Below are 17,084 nucleotides of genomic sequence, written 5' to 3'. Positions count from 1 at the left end.
ACCTCGATGGACATCCTCCCGATCCTCTCGACGCTCAAGCGTCACAAGACCGCCGCCGGCCTGATCGTGCTGCAGATCGCGCTGACCTGCGCGATCGTGTGCAACGCGCTGTTCCTGATCTTCCAGCGCATCGACCGCATCAGCGCCGACACCGGCATGGCCGAGGAGGCGCTGATCACGCTGTCCCTGTCCAGCATGGCCCGCGTCGAGAACCCCGAGCCGCAGACCAGGGCCGACCTCGCCGCGCTGGCGCAGGTGCCCGGCGTGGTCTCGGCGGCACTGACCAACCAGTACCCGTACGGCCGCAACTCCAACAACTCGAGCGTGCGGCTCGAGGCCGGCGAGCAGGCGCGCAGCCGCGCGGTGGCGGGCCACTACACCGCCGGCCCCGGCTTCATCGCCACCAGCGGGCTCAAGCTGGTCGAGGGCCGCGACTTCCTGCCCGAGGAATTCGTCGCCGGCTCCTCGCTGGACAACAACCCCGATCCGCGCGTGCCGGCGGTGATCATCAACAAGCACCTCGCCAACGTGCTGTTCCCCGGCGAATCGGCGCTGGGCAAGGGCCTGTACGTCTACGGCCAGCAGCCGCAGCGCGTGGTCGGCGTGCTGGCGGAACTGCCCTCGCCCAACCCGGGCTCGCAGGACGACAACGCGCTCGACACGATGCTGATGCCGGTGCAGCCCAGCTTCCGCGGCGGCAGCTTCCTGATCCGCGTCGCGCCGGGCGCCGACCCGGAGGCGGTGCTCAAGGCCAGCGCGGCCAAGCTGCTGGGCAACAGCCCGGGGCTGCGCCGCGTCGTGCGCGACCAGGACACGATGATCAAGCAGCGCTCGGCCTACTACCGGCAGGACCGCTCGATGGTGCTGCTGCTGGCCGGGGTGTGCGTGGGCCTGCTGATCGTGACGGCCTTCGGCATCGTCGGGCTGGCCAGCTTCTGGGTGCAGCAGCGCACCCGGATGATCGGCACGCGGCGCGCGCTGGGCGCCACGCGCGGCCAGATCCTGCGCTACTTCCAGACCGAGAACCTGCTGCTGTCCACCGCCGGCATCGCGCTGGGCATGCTGGGCGCCTACGGCATCAGCCTGCTGCTGATGTCGCATTACGAGCTGCCGCGCCTGCCCTTGGTCTACCTGCCCGCCGGCGCGCTGGTGCTGTGGGCGCTGGGCCAGGTCGCGGTGCTGGCGCCCGCGCGCCGGGCCGCGGCGCTGCCGCCGGTCGCCGCGCTGCGCGGCGGTTGAGGACCCGGCCGCCTCCGCGGCTCCGCGCCTTCTCCAGCCTCCGCGGCCGCGCCCGTCCGGGCCGGCCGCGCTCCCCTTCCCATCCGATATGCTGCGCCACCCATGAGGACCGTCCTGATCATCGATGACCACGCCGGCGTCGGCGAGGCGCTGTCGCTGCTGCTCTCGCTGCACGACGTCGAGCCGCTGTACGCGGCCTCGCCGGCCGAGGGCGTCGCGCTGCTGTCGCGACGCCGCGTGGACCTGGTGATCCAGGACATGAACTTCAGCGCGGACACGACCTCGGGCGAGGAAGGCCGCGCGCTGTTCCACCAGCTGCGCGAGCGCCACCCGGACCTGCCCATCATCCTGCTGACCGCCTGGACGCAGCTGGAGCAGGCGGTGGCGCTGGTCAAGGCCGGCGCGGCCGACTACCTGGCCAAGCCCTGGGACGACGCCAAGCTGCTGGCGACGGTGGAGAACCTGCTGGAACTGGCCGAGAACGGCCGCGCGCTGCGCGAGAGCCGCCTGGAGCAGCGCCAGCGCCGCGACGAGCTGCGCCGCCGCTACCGGCTCGACGGCCTGGTGGTGGAGTCCCCGGCGCTGCTGCGCTGCCTGGAACTGGCCTGCCAGGTCGCGCGCTCGGCCGCGTCGGTGCTGGTGACCGGCCCGAACGGCAGCGGCAAGGAGCGCATCGCGGCGATCGTGCATGCCAACTCGGCGGTCGCGGACGGTCCCTTCGTCGCGATCAACTGCGGCGCGCTGCCCGGCGAGCTGATCGAGGCCGAGCTCTTCGGCGCCGAGAGCGGCGCCTTCACCGGCGCCCATGCCGCGCGCGAGGGCCGCTTCGAGAAGGCCGACGGCGGCACGCTGTTCCTGGACGAGATCGGCAACCTGCCGCTGGCCGGCCAGGTCAAGCTGCTGCGGGTGCTGGAGACCGGCCGCTTCGAGCGCCTGGGCTCGAGCCGCACGCGGCAGACCACGGTGCGGGTGATCTCGGCGACCAATTCGGACCTGCGCGCGATGGTGCGCGCGGGCACCTTCCGCGAGGACCTGTATTACCGGCTCAACGTGATCGAGGTCGCGCTGCCGGGATTGGCGGAACGGGCCGCCGACATCCTGCCGCTGGCCGAGCATTTCCTGGCCGGCCGCGCGGCGTTGAGCGACGGCGCCCGCGAGGCGCTGCTGGCGCATCCCTGGCCGGGCAACGTGCGCGAGCTGAAGAACGCGATCGAGCGCGCCGCGCTGCTGGCGCGCGACCGCGTGATCGGCGAGGCCGACCTGGCGCTGCCCGCGGCGTCGCCGGCCGCCTCGCGCAATCTCGACGAACCCAGCCGCGAGGCGGTCGTCGCGGCGCTGGAGGCGGCCTCCGGCGTGGTGAGCCGGGCGGCGCAGACGCTGGGGCTGTCGCGCCAGGCGCTGTACCGGCGCATGGAGCGCTACGGGCTGGACGCCGGATGATCGACGCGCCACGGCCCCGGCGCGCGGGCTGGCACCGCTCGCTGCACCTGCGCCTGGCGCTGTGCCTGATCGCCTCGGCGGTCGCGGCGATGCTGATTCACATGACGCTGACGCTGTGGCCGGTGCCTCAGCTGCTCGCCCCGATGGCGCTCGCGGCGCCGGCGCCGTGGAGCGCCGCCGCCCTCGGACTGACCTTCGTGCTGATGCTGCCCATCGTCTGGGGCCTGGCCAGCCTGCTGCTGATGCCGCTGGCGAGCCTGCTGCGCGCGCTGGAGAGCACGGTGCTGAGCTACCGCGACGGCGAGTTCGGCAGCGCGATCGCCGCCGACGCGCCCGGCGGCCTGTCGGAGCTGTCCAGCCTGATGCGGCTGCACAGCGAGCTGGGCCTGGCCCTGCGCGAGCAGCGCCGCCACCTGGCGCAGCGGGAACTGCTGCTGGACACGGTGGTGCAGAACACGCCGGTGGCGCTGGTGCTGACCGACGCGCAGGACCGCATCGCCTACGCCAACATCGCCGCGCGGCAGCTGATGGACCAGGGCCGCAGCCTGGCCGGACGGCCGATCCAGGAGGCGCTGGCCGACGCGCCCGAGGACCTGCGCCAGGCCTTCGCGGGCGCGCAGGACGGGCTGTTCAGCATCGTGCTGGACGGGCAGGAGGAGCGCTTCCACCTGTCGATGCGGGACTTCCGGCTGCAGGGCCAGCCGCACCGGCTCCGGCTGCTGCGGCGGATGACGCGCGAGCTGTCGCGCCAGGAAGTCGCGAGCTGGAAGCGCGTGATCCGCGTGATCAGCCATGAGCTGAACAACTCGCTGGCGCCGATCTCGTCGCTGGCGCACAGCGGCGCGGAGCTGGCGCGGCGCGGCCAGCACGAGCGCGTGCCCGGCGTGTTCGCCAGCATCGGCGAACGCGCGCAGCACCTGCACGGTTTCCTGTCGGGCTACGCGCGCTTCGCGAAGCTGCCGGCGCCGGTGCTGGCGCCGGTGGACTGGCCGGCCTTCATCGCGTCGCTCGGGGCGCATTACCCGTTCGCGCTGGCGGGCGAGCTGCCCGCGGCGCCGGGCCGCTTCGACGCGGCGCAGATGGAGCAGGCGCTGATCAACCTGCTGAAGAACGCGCACGAGTCGGGCAGCCCGCCCGAGGGCGTGTGCCTGGCCGTGACCGCGGTGCGGGACGACTGGCGGATCGAGGTCGGCGACCGCGGCCCCGGCATGACCGAGACGCAGCTGTCGCAGGCGCTGCTGCCGTTCTATTCGACCAAGCGCAGCGGCAGCGGGCTGGGCCTGGCGCTGGCGCGCGAGATCGCCGAGGCCCACGGTGGCCGCATCGCGATGGGCAACCGCGACGGCGGCGGCCTGTGGGTGGCGATCAGCTGGCCGCGCGCCTGAGCCGCGACCCGGGATCCGCGCGCGGCGCCGGCGATCGGCGCGGGCATCGACCGCCGCGACCGCCGCGCGCCATGCTCACTTGTAGAAGGCTTCGACCTTGCCCTTGAGCTTGATCATCAGCGGCTGGCCCTTGCGGTCCAGCGTGCGGCCAGCGGGGACCTTGATCCAGCCTTCGGAGACGCAGTACTCCTCGACGTCGCGGCGTTCCTTGCCGTTGAAGAGGATGCCGATGTCGTGCTCGAAGACCGCGGCATTGTGATGCGGGCTGCGCGGATCGATGGACAGGTGGTCGGGCAGGTCGGGGCGGGTGGTGTCGCTCATGGCGGGGTCATGCAGGGGAATCGGAAAACGCGGCATTGTCCCGCAGTCCGGCGTCCTAACATCAGCCGCATGAACGCCAACGCCAACACCCGTCAGCCAGCGCCGCTCGCCAACCCCGCCAACCCCACCCTGCCCGCCGCCGCCGCCGCAGGATCTGCGACCGCAGGATTTGCCACCGCGGCCTCGGCGGCCGGGGCCTCGCTCCCCGCGACCGCCGCCACGTCGGCGGTCGACGCGGTCACGCTCGACGCGCTGGCGGCCTTCCCGGCCCAACTGGCCGCGCATTTCTCGCTGTTCCCGGCCGAGGCCCGCCATTGGGCGCCGCCGTCGTGGGACGGCGTCCCGAGCGAGCCGCTGACCGCGATCGAGCAGCTGTGCCACGTGCGCGACATCGAGATCGACGGCTACCAGCAGCGCATCCGGCGCACGCTGGCCGAGGACGATCCGCTGCTGCCGTCGCTGGACACGGACGCGCTGGCGCGGGAGCGCCGCTACGGCGAGGACGATCCGGCGGCCGCGCTGGCCGCGTTCGCGCGGGCGCGCCAGGAGACGATCGCGATGCTGGCGGCGGTCACGCCGGAGCAGCTGGCGCGCCGGGCGCGCTTCGAGGGCTACGGCCCGCTGACCTTCAAGGCGCTGATCCACTACCTGTGCAGCCACGACCAGCAGCACCTGGCCGGGCTGCAGTGGGTGCTGGGGCAGTACGACGCGGCGCGGGACGCCGCGCGCTGAGGACCGCGCGCCGACGGCGGGCGCGCCACTCGTCGGCCGGAAGACCAGCCCGCCGGGCCTTCCCGGCCCGGGCGCGTCATTCGTCGCAGCGCTGGACGACCGGCGTCGCGTACTCGTGGCCGACGACGGCGCGGGCGAACAGGTAGTTCTCCCGCGCGTGTTCGCTGAGCTGGTCGAGCGCGACCTGGCCGCGCTCGTCGCACGGGAAGGACAGGCCTCGGCCGGCGTGGAACAGCGATTCGAAGCGCAGCAGGAAACGGCCTTGGCCGGAGCAGGCGCGGACGGGGGTGTCGCGCTGGAGCGCGGCGAACTGGGACGGACTCATGGACGGACTCCCAGGCCCGGGGAGGAGGTCGGGCCGGTCGAGTCCACCTTAGACCCGCGCCCGGCGGTACGCGCGTGCATACGTCGCGCTTGCGCCGCCTGTTTCCAGCGGGCCCCCTCGCTCGCGCGGGCGCCGGCCGCCTGTCACGGCGGCGGCGGCGCGCGGCGCTCGCCAGCGGTGGCGCTCAGGGCGCCGGGCGGAAGTAGATCAGCGTCGGCACCGGGTTGGCGCCGGTGTTGATCACGTCGGTCTGGATGTCGATGACGAAGCGGCGGTCGGTCAGCACCTGGCCGGCCGGGCAGACGCGGTTCTTGGACAGGCCCTCGATGCCGCCGGTCGGCGTCTGGCAGATGCCTTCGATGGGCGCGGTCAGCACCGGGCTGGAGAACTCGCCGGTGCCGGCGTTGAGCGTGATGCCGTTGGGCAGGCCGGCGCCGCCGGGCAGCTCGGCGTTGTTCGGACGCATCGTGACCTTCAGGCCGCGCGTGCAGGCGGCGTTCATCGCGTTGGCGTTGAGCGTCCAGCGGTTGGCCACGCCCTGCTTGTAGGTCAGCACGAAGCCGGGATTGGCCACTTCGCTGGGGCTGTAGCTGAAGCCCCAGCCGTTGCCGAGGTCGCAATCGTCGGAACCACCGCCGCCGCAACCATTCAGGAGCAGGCACAGCGCGGACGAGACGGACAGCAGCGCGGCCCGGCGCAGCGTGCGACGGGCGGAGGAACGATGGAACACGGGAACTCCCTGGAGGCGGCGCTCCGCGCCGCGTGTGGTGTGAGGGGGGACGGCGCATCGCGCCGCCTGAGGCGGTGTGAGGCGGTGTGAGGCGGTATGAGGCGGCGTGTCGCGCCGCTCGTGGTGCTCTCAGGCGGCGCGCACTCTACCAGCGCCCAGGCGGCGTCGACGCGCCGTTCCCCCTGGGCAAGGGCCCGCCGGGCCCATGAAGCCGGCGCGGGCCGCAAGGAATTCACGGATGTCGGCTCAGACCACCCAGTCGCCCATCACCGGGTAAGCCCCGCGGAACTCGATGGGCAAACCCGCGTCGATGATCGAGCGCGCGATCCAGATGAGGGCCTCGGGCTCCTCGCGGCCATCGTCCTCCTTGGACAGGACTTCCAGCGGACGAACGCTGCCGCCGCGGATCTCCAGCAGCACGCCGAGGCCCGGGTCGCCCGCGCTCCCGCTCACGCCGATCCGCGCATGACGCATGTCGACGTCGTAGCCGGACAGCTCGTACACGCGGTCCTGCTGCTGGCGCTGCGCCCAGGCCTGGAGTTCCTCCACGGGCACGTGGTGCTGGTCGAGGGTCTGGATGTCGCGCAGGGACAGCAGGATCGGCTCGTTCCACGCGAAGGTCGCCTGGTCCCGCGCGACACCGATGTCCAGGGTCGGCGCCAGGCTGTTGCCCTCGTGCTGCCGGTTGGCCTCGTACCACTCGTTGAGCAGCCCGCCGAGCGGGCTGTCGTCCTCAATGATCTCGATGTGCTCGACGATTTGCCCCTGCCCCTGCCCCTGCTCCTGCTCCTGGCCGGGCCCGGTCTCCTCGGAAACGCCGGGTTCGTTGAGTTCGTTGGGTTCGGTGGGCACGCCATCGTCGTGAACGGGCGCAAGAACAGTCGGCACGATCGTCCCGGTCTCCGTGGCCTCCGTGGCCTCCGTGGCCTGCGTGGCAACCGCTGAATCCGCCGGTGACGCGGATGCAGCGGATGCCGCGGATGCCGCTGGTGCCGCGGGCGCGGTCAGCGTGTCGAGGAACTGCGCGATGACCGGCATCGCGGGGAGCGGCAGGAACGGCAGGTGCGCCGTCACCCACGCGTACCAGTCCAGCAGCATCGTCACGGCCGGGTGCCGTTGGGTCGAGTCGATCTCGGACGGGGAGGAAGTCGCGGCTTGCATGGCGGGTCCTTTCGAGGACATTGAAGGGACGGCCAGTCTTGGCCCCGGTCCCGTGCGCGCCAATGCCCCGTCCCTGCCGCGCTCGCCCGCTCGGCTGGCCCGCGGCCACCGCCTCCCGGCGGATTCGCTCCGTTGGCGTGCGCGCCGCCGCCGCGATGCCGGCGACGTGCTCGCACCGCCTCGCGCCATGCCGCGGCTGCGTCAGCCGCGCCGTCTCAGGCGCGCCGCCTCAACCGCCCGCGCGTTTCGGCGCGAATCCCGCCGCCGTCAGCCAGGCCATCACCTTGTCCAGGTGATCGCCCTGGATCTCGATCGTCCCGTCCTTGACGGTGCCGCCGGTGCCGCAAGCCGCCTTGAGCTTCTTGGCCGCCTCCGTCAACTCGCCCGCCGTCATCGCCAGGCCCAGCACCACCGTGACGCCCTTGCCCTTGCGGCCGGCCGTCTCGCGGCGCACCCGCACCTTGCCGTCGCCCAGCACCGCCGTGGCCGCCTGCGCCTTGCAGCGGCAGTCGGCCAGCGCCTGCCGGCATTGCGGGCAGGTGCGCCCGCCCTCCGTCGAATACACCAGCGCCATCGCTGAACTCCTGCTGCCCGGCCCGCGTGCGTGCCTCGGCCTTGCGTTCCCTGCCCTCGCCCGCTCTCGCCCGCCTTCGCCTGCCCTCGCTTGCCCGAAGGCGCGCTCAGCGCGCCAGCGTCCGCGCGAAGAAGGCGTCGATCGTGCGGTACAGGTGCAGCTTGGCGCCGCGCCCGGCGATGCCGTGCGCCTTGCCCGGATACACCATCAGCTCGAACGGCCGCGACTCGTTCTGCAGCGCCTCGGTCAGGCGAAGCGTGTGCTCGAACAGCACGTTGTCGTCGGCGGTGCCGTGCACGATCAGCAGCGGCTTGTCGAGCAGCTTGGCGCGGCCGACCAGGTTGGCCTGCCGGTACGGCGCGGTCTGGCCGCCCTTGCCGTCCTGCGGCATCCCGAGGTAGCGCTCGGTGTAGGCGGTGTCGTAGAGCGTCCAGTCCGTCGGCGGCGCGACCGCCACCGCCGCCGCCAGCGGCGTGCCGTTGTCCAGCATCGCGCGCTCGGCCAGGAAACCGCCGTAGGACCAGCCGAAGAAACCGATGCGCTTCGGATCGACGCCCGCCACCTGCCTGGGCAGCTGGCGCACCGCGGCGAACAGGTCGTTCACGTCGACCTCGCCGAACGCGTGCCGGTGCGCGCGGGTGAAGTCGCGGTCGCGGTTCTGCATGCCGCGCGTGTCCAGCGTGAACACGCCGTAGCCGCGGCGCTGCCAGTAGGCGATCAGCGCGGTGTCGCGGTTCCAGTTCCAGTTGACCGTCGACGTGCCGGGGCCGCCGTAGGCCATCGTGATCACCGCGTGCGGGCCGGGCTGGCCGTCCAGCGGCGCGAAGTACAGCGCGTTCAGCGGCGTGCGGCCGTCGGCGGCGGTGATGTCGACCACGCGCGGCACCGGCACCACGCGCGCCAGCAGCGGATCGGGCGCGTCGCCCGGCAGCGCCACCGGCGCCTCGCCCGGCGTCGCCGGCTTCACCGCCTGCAACGACAGCGCCGGCGGCTCGCCCCAGGCGCCGCGCGTCACCAGCAGGCGCGCGCAATCGCCGTCGCCGCGCGCGTCGCGCCACTGGCGCGGCCGCGCGCCGTCGAGCATCCGGCTCGCGCCGGCCAGGTCGATCGCGAACAACTCGCGCGAGCGGCCGCGGTCGCGCGCCGCCGCGTAGACCACCGTCTTGCCGTCGCTGCAGACGCGATGCGCGACCGGCTCCGGCTCGTTCGTCAGCGGCCGGCGCTCGCCGGTGCGGCGATCCACCAGCACCAGCTGGCGGCGGCCCGAGGCCTCGCTCGACCACAGCAGCGCGGGCTGGCCCGACAGGGTCAGGCCGTCGATCTCCAGCAGGTCGTCGTGCACCTCGACCCAGGCCGGATCGCGTTCGTCGATCACCGTGCGGCCCGGGCCGGTGCCGTTGGCGTACTCGGTCAGCGCCAGCTTGTGCTGGTCGCGCGTCAGCGTCTGCAGCCACGGCGTGCCGTCGCCGAACCAGCCGGCGCGGGCGACGTATTCCGCGTCCGCGGGCAGGGGCAGCGGCGTCGCGCGGCCGTCGGCCACCTGCAGCGTCCAGGCCGTCACGCGGGCGTTCTTCTCGCCGGCGCCGGGGTAGCGCTGCTGCGTCATCGTCGTGCGGTCGGCAAAGATCTGCGCCCGCGTCTTCACCGGCACCTCGCCCTCGTCGACGTTCAGCGCCAGCAACTGCTTGCCGTCCGGCGACCACCAGTAGCCGCGCTGGCGGCTCAGTTCCTCGGCGGCGATGAACTCGGCCAGGCCCCAGAAGCGGGTCTCGGTCGCGCCCTGGGTCAGCGCGCGCGCCGCGCCGCCGCCCTCCACCGGCTGCACCCACAGCTCGCCGCCCTTGACGTAGGCGACGCGGCTGCCGTCGGGCGAGCAGCTCGGGTCCTGCTCCGGCACCTGCTCGTCGGTGGTCAGGCGCCGGGCCTGCGGGCCCTGGTCGGTCAGCCGCACCAGGTACAGGTCGCCCGACAACGGGAACAGCAGCGTCTTGCCCGAGGGCCCGCACCACTGGTAGCCGGTGATGCCGCCCTGCGAGATCCGCTTGCGCTCCAGCGCCATGCGTTCCGCCTCGGTCAGCTGCTGGCTGCGGCCGCCGAGCACCTCGGCCGCCGAGACCAGCTTGCGCGGCGCGCCGCCGGCCGCGGGCTGCGCCCAGAGCTCGAGCTGCTCGCTGTCGGCCTGCGACGGGCGCAGGTAGCTGACCCAGGCGCCGTCGGGCGAGATCTCGGCCTGGCGGACCGTGCGGCCCTGCAGCGGCGGATCGCCGAAGACGCGTTCCAGCGCCAGCGGCGTGACCGCGGCCGCGGAGGCGGCGGGCGCCGGCGCCGCGGCGATCGAGAGCGCCGGCGCGAGCACGGCGGCGAGCGCCAGCAGGCGCGGGGTCGGACGGTAAGCGGTCATGCGGCGATCAGCGAGTCGCTGTCTTGTTGTCGATCGGGAACGGGGGGACGGTCGGTGTCGAGGTCGTGGTCGTTGTGGCCGTCGCCATGGATGTCGATGTCGCGGCCGGTCCCGGCTTCCAGGTCGGCCTCGCAGGCCTGGGAGGCGTCGACGAGACCGTCGTCGCCGTCCTCGGGCGGCGGCGCGGCCGGATCCAGCGCGCGGCCGAACAGCGTCAGCGCCAGCGCGTCCGGCGCATTGATCGTGCGCACGCGCTGGTAGGTGTCCTCGGCCTCGGGATAACGGCGGCGCAGGTAGTGCAACCACTGCTTGAGCCGCCCGGCCTGGTGGCGGGTCGCGACCTTGCGCCGCACCTGCGCGAAGAAGCCTTCCATCAGCGGGATCACGTCGGCCCACGGCAGCGGCGCGGCGCCCTGCCCGCCGCGCGCCGCGCGCACGGCCAGCGCCAGGCCGGGATCGGCCACCATGCCGCGGCCCAGCATCAGCGACGCGCAGCCCGATTCCTCCAGGCAGCGCAGCGCGTCCTCGACGGTCCAGACCTCGCCGTTGGCGACGACGTCGATGCCGGCGGCCTCGCGCACGACGGCGATCTGGTCCCAGTAGGCCGGGGGCTTGTAGCCGTCGCGCTTGGTGCGGCCGTGCACGACCAGCTCCGACGCGCCGGCAGCGGCGATCGCGCGGGCGCAGTCCAGCATGCGGGCGCGGTCCTCGTTGCCCAGCCGCATCTTGGCCGACACGGGAATGCGCGCCGGCACCGCGCGGCGCACCGCGGCGACGATCTCGCCGACCAGTTCGGGCTCGTCCAGCAGCACCGCGCCGCCGCGATGGCGGTTCACCGTCTTGGCCGGGCAGCCGAAGTTCAGGTCGATGCCCTCGGGATCCAGCTCGGCCAGGCGCGCGGCGTTCTCGGCCAGGCACTGCGGGTCGGAGCCCAGCAGCTGCGCCCGCACCGGCACGCCGGCGCGCGTGCGCCCGCCGGTCAGCAGCTCCGGCACGATGCGGGTGAACACGCGGCGCGGCAGCAGCTGGTCGGTGACGCGGATGAACTCGGAGACACAGCGGTCCACGCCGCCGACACGGGTCAGCGTGTCGCGCAGCATGTGGTCCAGCAGGCCCTCCATGGGCGCCAGCAGAATCATTGGGAGCGAGGGGAAGGCGCGGCGCTCGTGACGCCGCGGTTCGGGATCTGGAAAGCCCGAGAGCATAGCGGAAGGCGTCCACACCGCCTGTGGATAAACGCGTGCACAGGCTGCGCAGCAATCGCGCAAGCCGTTGATCCCAAAGGGCTTCCTACGGATTGCCCGAAAAAGTGGCAGTCCGGGAGCCGCTCAGGCGTCCGGCGCGCCTGGAACGGCTGGAGCCTCCGGCGCGGCCGCGCCGGCGCGGGCCTCGGTATCCTTCACGCTCAGCCACAGCCGCACGTCGAACTCCAGCTGCGCGTACGCCGGCTCCATGTGGTGGCACAGCGCGTAGAACGCCTTGTCGTGCTCCAGCTCCTTCAGGTGGGCCAGCTCATGCACGACGATCATCCGCAGGAACTCCGCCGGCGCGTCGCGGAACAGCGTGGCGACGCGGATCTCGCGCCGCGACTTCAGCTTGTTGCCCTGCACCGTCGTCTGCCGCGTGTGCGTGCCCAGCGCGTGCTGGATCACCTTGAGCTTGGCGTCGTAGCGGACCAGCGCCAGCGGCCCGGCGTTGCGCATGAAGCGCTGCTTGAGGTCCTGCGTGTAGTCGAACAGCGCCTTGTCGCTGCGGACCTCGTGCGGCTCGGGGTACTTCCGCGCCAGCAGCGGCCCGAGCTCGCCGGCCTCGAGCAGTTGCCGCGCCTGCGCGACCAGCGCCGGCGCGTAGCCCTGCAGGTACTTCACGCGCCGGCCTTACTGCGCCGCGGCCGACGGCACCGCGCTCGACGGCACGGCGTAATGCGCGCCGATCCAGCCCTCGAAGCGCTCGAACATCGCCCGCTCGGCGGCCTCGGAGCCGTCGCCGTTGTCGGCCAGCACCTCGTCGCCGTGCACGACCTGCACCCGCGCGTTCAGCGGCAGGCCGTCGTCGGTGCGCTCGCCGCGGCGCTCGGCCGCCTCGAGCGTGTCGCGCGCGCTCGCCCAGGCCTGCTCGACGGTCTCGTCGCAGGCCTCGGCCAGGTAGCGGGCCGAGAAGCCCTCGCCGGTCAGCCGGCGCAGCGTCTGGTCGTGCGACAGGCTGTTGCCCGGCGCCCAGTAGGCCGCGGCCAGCGCCGGCCCGATCGCCGGGTTGTCGGTCAGGTAGCCGTCGCGGCGCAGGAAGAAGGCCCGCGTCTGGTAGACCGCCATGTGCGCCAGCAGGTAGCCCTGGTAGGAGGCGGCCGATTCCTGGTTCAGCAGGTGCGGGATCGCCAGGATCGGGCGCGGCGCGCGCTCGACGCCCAGGATGCGCAGCTCCATCGCGCGCGCCAGCGCCAGCACCGACTCGGGCGTGCGCTCGGACTCGGACATCGCGTACAGCGCGGCCTCGAAGTACGGCACCACCGCGATCGCGCGCTCGTCGAAGGCGCGCATCGGCTGCGCCGCGGCGATGCGGTCGCGGATCAGCGCGTCCGGGATCGCCTGGCCGTCGACGGTGCGGGCGTAGCGCTTGAGCCAGTCGGCGTCGCCCAGCAGGCTGTCGCAGAACATCGACTGCGTCTCGGCGTAGGCCATCGAGGTCGGCGCGAACTCCTGCGAGAAACACGGCGAGTTCTGCGTCACGTTGGCGAAGTGCGCCGCGTGGCCGCCCTCGTGGAACAGCGTGTTGATCGCGCGCGCGCCGGAGCCGACCTGGTCGGGCTTGGCCTCGGCGGTGAAGTTGATCTCGCCGGCGTGCCAGCGGCCCTGCTCGTCGAACCAGGTCGGCAGCGGGCCGTGGCAGAAGCCGTTCTGGTACTTGCCGGGTCGCTCCAGCAGGTCCAGCCGCATCGTCGCGCCGCGGTACTGGATGCCCAGCCGGCGGAAGCTCCGGACCCAGCGGCGCAGCGCCGGGCCGAAGGGCAGGTAGGGGTCCAGGCGCCGCGTGACGTCGCCGGTGCTGTGGAAGCGCAGGTTCCAGGGCTCGAGCGCGGACGGGCCGTGCGCGGCCGCCAGCGCCTCGTGCGCACGCTGCTGCGCGGCCTCGGTGCGCGCGACGAAGTCGTCGAGGATGCCGAACAGCTCCGCCTTGGACATGCGCTCGTTCTTGCGCAGCTTCATCTCGAAGTAGTCGCTGAAGCCCAGCGCCCGCGCCAGGCGGTTGCGCAGCGAGACGATCTGCAGGAAGCCGTTGTCCAGCACCCAGCGCTCGATCGCATGGAAGGCGTCGTAGGAGCTGCGGCGGCGCGACTCGTCCGGGTTGGTCGCCACGTTGGTGGCCAGCATCGACAGCGTGGCCGGCTCGGTCTCGCCGCGATCGTTGACGTGCGTGGGCGCGAAGTCCTTGCGCTTGGCGAAGAGGATGCGCTCGGCCTCGATCAGCTCGGCCATCAGCGCGCGACCCTCGTCGTTGTCGACGATGTTGGCGTCGAACACGCCCAGCCAGCCCCGCAGGCCGTGGGCCAGCGCGTCGCGCGCGTCGGACGCCGGCGCGGCCTCGACGGCGGCCAGGTGCGCGCGCGTCGCGGCCAGTTGGTCCGGATCGGAGATGAAGGCCTTGTAGGCCGTCTCGGCGCGGCCGAAGCCCTCGTGGTCGTCGCTGGTGGCCATGTAGGTGGCCCAGAACAGGTCTTCCTTGCGCTTGTGCACCGCGACGTAATCGCGGTTGAGCTGGTCGAAGAACGCCTGGGCGGCCGGGACGGCGTCGGAGCCGGGGATCGGGGTGTTGGGCATCGGGGCAGCTTAGCGCACAGGCATCATGCGCCCATGAGTCACGCCCCTGACGCCGCCGGGGACTCCGGCGGCGCCCCCGTTCCCTCGCCCTCCCACTCGGTCGAACTCCTGCCCCACGGCTGGCGTTTCGACGCGCCCGAGGACCAGACCCTGCTGCTGGCCGCGCTGGACCACGGCCTGCGCCTGGCGCATTCCTGCCGCAACGGCACCTGCCGCGCCTGCATCGCCAAGCTGGTGTCCGGGCGGATCGAGTACCGCATCGAGTGGCCCGGCCTGTCCCGCGAAGAGAAGGCCGAGGGCTGGATCCTGCCCTGCGTGGCCTGCGCGCGCGCGGACCTGGTGCTGGACCAGCCGCAGGCGATCAACCTGTTCGACGTCCCGCCGCCCCCCGCCCGCGGGTGACGGCCCTCGCACGCGCCGGCTGCACGGCGCGCGCGGCCGGGCGCCGGCCCGGCATCGGCCGGCGTCGGCCTCCGGCGCCTTTCAATCGGCTTTCATTGCCCGGGCGGGCCGCCTTGACGGCGCATTCATGCCGCGCTCGACGCGAAAACCCGACAGCGCCGCGCGCGCCGGCCGCTTCCGCGCCGTAGTTCACGGCCCACCCCGCATTTCCCCCGATCGGAATTCATCGCTGGCGGGCAGCATTCCGACCGTCTATCAAATAGGTCGGGGCCCCGCCCCGTCCCCGAACGCGAAGAAGAAGGACCTGGAAATGCTCAACTTGAATCGATGGCGGCTGCGCAGCCGCGTGCTGGCCGGCTTCGCGCTGGTGATCGTGCTGATGGCGGTGGCCTCGACGGTCGGCGTGGTCCGGGTGTCGGTGCTGCACCAGCGCATCGAGCGCCTGGTCGAGGTCGACATGCACACGCTGGAGCTGTCGCGCCAGTGGGCCGGCCTGACCGAGGGCAACATCCAGCGCCGCATCGTGCAGCTGGTCATGGACGACGAGAACTTCGTCAAGGCCTTCACCGCGCGCTCCAAGGAGCTGTCGGCGCGCATCGACAAGATCCAGAAGGAACTCGACGAGAACGTCACCGACCCCGCCGGTTCCAAGCTGATCGACGAGATCGGCGCGGCGCGCAAGAAGTACCAGGACGCGCGCGAGGCGGTGATCAAGGAGAAGACCGCCGGCAACGACGTCAAGCCGCTGGCCGCGTCGCAGCTGATCCCGGCGATGAACGACTACCTGGTGGCGATCGACCGCTTCGCCGAGCACAACCGCGACCTGCTGCAGGCCGCGCGGGTCGAGGCGCAGGCCGAGGCCGAGAGCACCCGCCACCTGGTCATCGGGCTGATGGTGGTGGCGATCGCGCTGGGCGTGGGCATCGCGCTGGTGATCACCCGCTCGGTGACCGAGCCGCTGGCCGAGGCGCAGTCTCTGAGCCGCGCCATCGCCGACGGCGACCTGAGCCAGCGCACTGGCGAGGTCGTCGGCACCGACGAGGTCGCGGCGCTGCGCCGCTCGCTGCAGGAGATGCAGGCCCGGCTGGCCGGCACCATCGCCGGCGTGCGCTCGGCCGCGGACCAGGTCCGCCATGCCTCCAGCGAGATCGCCACCGGCAACGCCGACCTGTCCAACCGCACCGAGCAGGCCGCCAGCAGCCTGGAGCAGACCGGCGCCGCGATGGCGCAGCTCGGCGAGGGCGTCAAGCTCAACGCCGACGCCGCCCGCGAGGCCGATGGCCTGGCGCAGACCGCGTCGCAGGTCGCCGGCCGCGGCGGCCAGATGGTCGAGCAGGTCGTGGCGACGATGAACGAGATCCAGCAGTCGTCCAACAAGATCGCCGACATCATCGGCGTCATCGACGGCATCGCCTTCCAGACGAACATCCTGGCGCTGAACGCCGCGGTGGAAGCGGCGCGCGCCGGCGAGCAGGGCCGCGGCTTCGCGGTCGTGGCCGGCGAGGTCCGCTCGCTGGCCCAGCGCAGCGCCGAGGCCGCCAAGGAGATCAAGACGCTGATCTCGGCGTCGGTCGAACGGGTGGACGGCGGCTCGCGCCTGGTCGGCGAGACCGGCTCGACGATGCGCGAGATCGTCGACAGCGTCGAACGGGTGACGCGGATCATCGGCGAGATCTCGGCCTCCAGCGCCGCGCAGTCGCTGACGCTGGGCGAGATCGGCCAGGCCGTGCGCCAGCTCGACCAGATGACCCAGCAGAACGCCGCCCTCGTCGAGGAATCGGCCGCCGCCGCGGAGTCCCTCAAGGACCAGTCGGCGCAGCTCGTCGACGCCGTCGCGAGCTTCAAGCTGAACTGACGGGCCACGCGCCCGGGGGCCTCCGGCGTCCCCTGGCCCTGGCTGCCGCCGCGCCGGCGGCCGGTGTGCCGCTTCGCGCGGCACGCCTGACGCGACGAGGCCTGCCTGGCCGCGTCCGCCTCACTCGCAGGCCGATGCCGGCCGGGCCGTCACGTCGACCTCGACGCTCAGTTCGTCCTGGATGGCGAGCAGCCCGCCCAGGACCGAGAACGGAGTGATGCCGAACTCGCTCTGCCGCAGCACGAGCGCTCCCTGCGCCCGCAGCGCGGCGTCCCCCGAAGGGCGGACGGCGCGCACCGGCACCGCCAGTTCCCGGACCTGGCCATGCCAGGACACGGCGAGCGTCACCGCCAGCGTCGGGAACGCGCCCGCCACGGCGGTGCTGCGCATCGCGATGGCGGGGAAACGTTCCCCGTCGACCGCCTTGATCAGGTTGGCGCGCGTGCCGGCGATGTCGCCGGCGGACGGCACGCTGGCGAACTCCGCCCCGAGCGGGGCGCGCCATTCGGGCTTGTCGATGCCAAGGTCGTCGAGGCGGAAAGCGAGCTCGAGGCCGGCGCCGGCGACCCCGTCCGCCGGCACGAACACCTGGCCCCCGAGCCGCTCGACGCCCAGCACGTGGTTATGGCCGACCTTGGCCAGCCGCCCGGCGCGGAACACGTGGATGCGAACCTGCGAGGCCGCCGCGTCGACGCGATACAGGC

15 protein-coding genes and 1 pseudogene are annotated in these 17,084 nt (G+C 72.9%); 6 read left to right on the top strand and 10 right to left on the bottom strand.

The genetic code is table 11. The features are described 5' to 3' along the window. Positions 1 to 6 precede the first annotated feature (6 nt). From N5D62_RS16895 to N5D62_RS16885, 3 genes are all read left to right on the top strand, one after another. Entirely contained in the window at positions 7 to 1,239 is a 1,233-nt protein-coding gene (locus N5D62_RS16895; protein ID WP_279759024.1) for an FtsX-like permease family protein, read from the top strand. A gap of 102 nt (positions 1,240 to 1,341) precedes the next feature. Continuing rightward, the gene (locus tag N5D62_RS16890) at positions 1,342 to 2,679 is read left to right on the top strand and encodes a sigma-54 dependent transcriptional regulator (protein WP_279759023.1); all 1,338 of its coding nucleotides are present in this window, start codon (positions 1,342 to 1,344) and stop codon (positions 2,677 to 2,679) included. Further along, a complete protein-coding gene (locus tag N5D62_RS16885; protein ID WP_279759022.1) occupies positions 2,676 to 4,064 on the top strand; it encodes a HAMP domain-containing sensor histidine kinase in 1,389 nt (462 codons plus the stop codon). Before N5D62_RS16890 ends, N5D62_RS16885 begins: the two co-directional genes overlap by 4 nt. 75 nt (positions 4,065 to 4,139) lie before the next feature. Here the strand turns inward: N5D62_RS16885 and N5D62_RS16880 are convergent, their stop codons facing one another. Next, positions 4,140 to 4,385 (bottom strand): DUF3297 family protein, encoded by a 246-nt coding sequence (locus N5D62_RS16880; protein ID WP_279759021.1) that lies wholly within the window; start codon positions 4,383 to 4,385, stop codon positions 4,140 to 4,142. 69 nt (positions 4,386 to 4,454) lie between these two features. On the opposite strand from N5D62_RS16880, the gene N5D62_RS16875 reads away from it, so the two are divergent. Further along, a complete protein-coding gene (locus tag N5D62_RS16875) occupies positions 4,455 to 5,117 on the top strand; it encodes a DinB family protein (protein WP_347881820.1) in 663 nt (220 codons plus the stop codon). A 76-nt stretch (positions 5,118 to 5,193) separates the two neighbouring features. On the opposite strand, the gene N5D62_RS16870 is transcribed toward N5D62_RS16875, so the two are convergent. The 8 genes and pseudogenes from N5D62_RS16870 to N5D62_RS16835 all read right to left on the bottom strand — a co-directional run bounded on the left by N5D62_RS16870 (position 5,194) and on the right by N5D62_RS16835 (position 14,123). Beyond that, complete coding sequence (locus N5D62_RS16870; RefSeq protein ID WP_279759020.1) at positions 5,194 to 5,442, bottom strand: hypothetical protein; 249 nt, start codon at positions 5,440 to 5,442, stop codon at positions 5,194 to 5,196. Positions 5,443 to 5,626: 184 nt separating this feature from the next. Further along, positions 5,627 to 6,172, bottom strand: coding sequence for a hypothetical protein (locus N5D62_RS16865; RefSeq protein WP_279759019.1), 546 nt, complete (start codon positions 6,170 to 6,172; stop codon positions 5,627 to 5,629). A 246-nt stretch (positions 6,173 to 6,418) separates the two neighbouring features. Further along, the gene (locus N5D62_RS16860; RefSeq protein ID WP_279759018.1) at positions 6,419 to 7,333 is read right to left on the bottom strand and encodes a hypothetical protein; all 915 of its coding nucleotides are present in this window, start codon (positions 7,331 to 7,333) and stop codon (positions 6,419 to 6,421) included. Between the two features lie 229 nt (positions 7,334 to 7,562). Next, the gene (locus N5D62_RS16855) at positions 7,563 to 7,907 is read right to left on the bottom strand and encodes a translation initiation factor Sui1 (RefSeq protein WP_279759017.1); all 345 of its coding nucleotides are present in this window, start codon (positions 7,905 to 7,907) and stop codon (positions 7,563 to 7,565) included. 106 nt (positions 7,908 to 8,013) lie between these two features. Beyond that, positions 8,014 to 10,308 (bottom strand): DPP IV N-terminal domain-containing protein, encoded by a 2,295-nt coding sequence (locus N5D62_RS16850; protein ID WP_279759016.1) that lies wholly within the window; start codon positions 10,306 to 10,308, stop codon positions 8,014 to 8,016. Positions 10,309 to 10,538: 230 nt separating this feature from the next. Then, positions 10,539 to 11,429: pseudogene (locus N5D62_RS16845) on the bottom strand (tRNA-dihydrouridine synthase); the annotation flags it as partial. Positions 11,430 to 11,636: 207 nt separating this feature from the next. Then, positions 11,637 to 12,176: a M48 family metallopeptidase gene (locus N5D62_RS16840; RefSeq protein ID WP_279759015.1), complete on the bottom strand. Its 540-nt coding sequence runs from the start codon at positions 12,174 to 12,176 to the stop codon at positions 11,637 to 11,639. 9 nt (positions 12,177 to 12,185) lie between these two features. Then, entirely contained in the window at positions 12,186 to 14,123 is a 1,938-nt protein-coding gene (locus tag N5D62_RS16835) for a M3 family metallopeptidase (RefSeq protein WP_279759014.1), read from the bottom strand. A 33-nt stretch (positions 14,124 to 14,156) separates the two neighbouring features. Between N5D62_RS16835 and N5D62_RS16830 the strand changes: the two genes are divergently transcribed. After that, positions 14,157 to 14,525, top strand: a complete 369-nt coding sequence (locus N5D62_RS16830) for a 2Fe-2S iron-sulfur cluster-binding protein (protein ID WP_279759013.1) — start codon at positions 14,157 to 14,159, stop codon at positions 14,523 to 14,525. A gap of 310 nt (positions 14,526 to 14,835) precedes the next feature. Next, entirely contained in the window at positions 14,836 to 16,380 is a 1,545-nt protein-coding gene (locus tag N5D62_RS16825) for a methyl-accepting chemotaxis protein (RefSeq protein ID WP_279759012.1), read from the top strand. A 120-nt stretch (positions 16,381 to 16,500) separates the two neighbouring features. On the opposite strand, the gene N5D62_RS16820 is transcribed toward N5D62_RS16825, so the two are convergent. Further along, positions 16,501 to 17,084, bottom strand: a 584-nt coding sequence (locus N5D62_RS16820; protein ID WP_279759011.1) for a YceI family protein, incomplete at its 5' end; no start/stop codon positions are given.

Origin of the sequence: Mitsuaria sp. GD03876 (assembly GCF_029840635.1) — a bacterium.
In the GTDB taxonomy this organism is placed as follows: Bacteria; Pseudomonadota; Gammaproteobacteria; order Burkholderiales; family Burkholderiaceae_C; genus Roseateles.
The sequence above is the reverse complement of the archived record's forward strand: the minus strand, read 5'-3'. Positions and strand labels throughout refer to the sequence as shown.

Bases quoted from the DNA above. Each gene is read 5' to 3' on its own strand.
- N5D62_RS16895 (WP_279759024.1), top strand. From the start codon at position 7: ATGGACATCCTCCCGATCCTCTCGACGCTCAAGCGTCACAAGACCGCC.
- N5D62_RS16890 (WP_279759023.1), top strand. From the start codon at position 1,342: ATGAGGACCGTCCTGATCATCGATGACCACGCCGGCGTCGGCGAGGCG.
- N5D62_RS16885 (WP_279759022.1), top strand. From the start codon at position 2,676: ATGATCGACGCGCCACGGCCCCGGCGCGCGGGCTGGCACCGCTCGCTG.
- N5D62_RS16880 (WP_279759021.1), bottom strand. From the start codon at position 4,385: ATGAGCGACACCACCCGCCCCGACCTGCCCGACCACCTGTCCATCGAT.
- N5D62_RS16875 (WP_347881820.1), top strand. From the start codon at position 4,455: ATGAACGCCAACGCCAACACCCGTCAGCCAGCGCCGCTCGCCAACCCC.
- N5D62_RS16870 (WP_279759020.1), bottom strand. From the start codon at position 5,442: ATGAGTCCGTCCCAGTTCGCCGCGCTCCAGCGCGACACCCCCGTCCGC.
- N5D62_RS16860 (WP_279759018.1), bottom strand. From the start codon at position 7,333: ATGCAAGCCGCGACTTCCTCCCCGTCCGAGATCGACTCGACCCAACGG.
- N5D62_RS16855 (WP_279759017.1), bottom strand. From the start codon at position 7,907: ATGGCGCTGGTGTATTCGACGGAGGGCGGGCGCACCTGCCCGCAATGC.
- N5D62_RS16850 (WP_279759016.1), bottom strand. From the start codon at position 10,308: ATGACCGCTTACCGTCCGACCCCGCGCCTGCTGGCGCTCGCCGCCGTG.
- N5D62_RS16835 (WP_279759014.1), bottom strand. From the start codon at position 14,123: ATGCCCAACACCCCGATCCCCGGCTCCGACGCCGTCCCGGCCGCCCAG.
- N5D62_RS16830 (WP_279759013.1), top strand. From the start codon at position 14,157: ATGAGTCACGCCCCTGACGCCGCCGGGGACTCCGGCGGCGCCCCCGTT.
- N5D62_RS16825 (WP_279759012.1), top strand. From the start codon at position 14,836: ATGCTCAACTTGAATCGATGGCGGCTGCGCAGCCGCGTGCTGGCCGGC.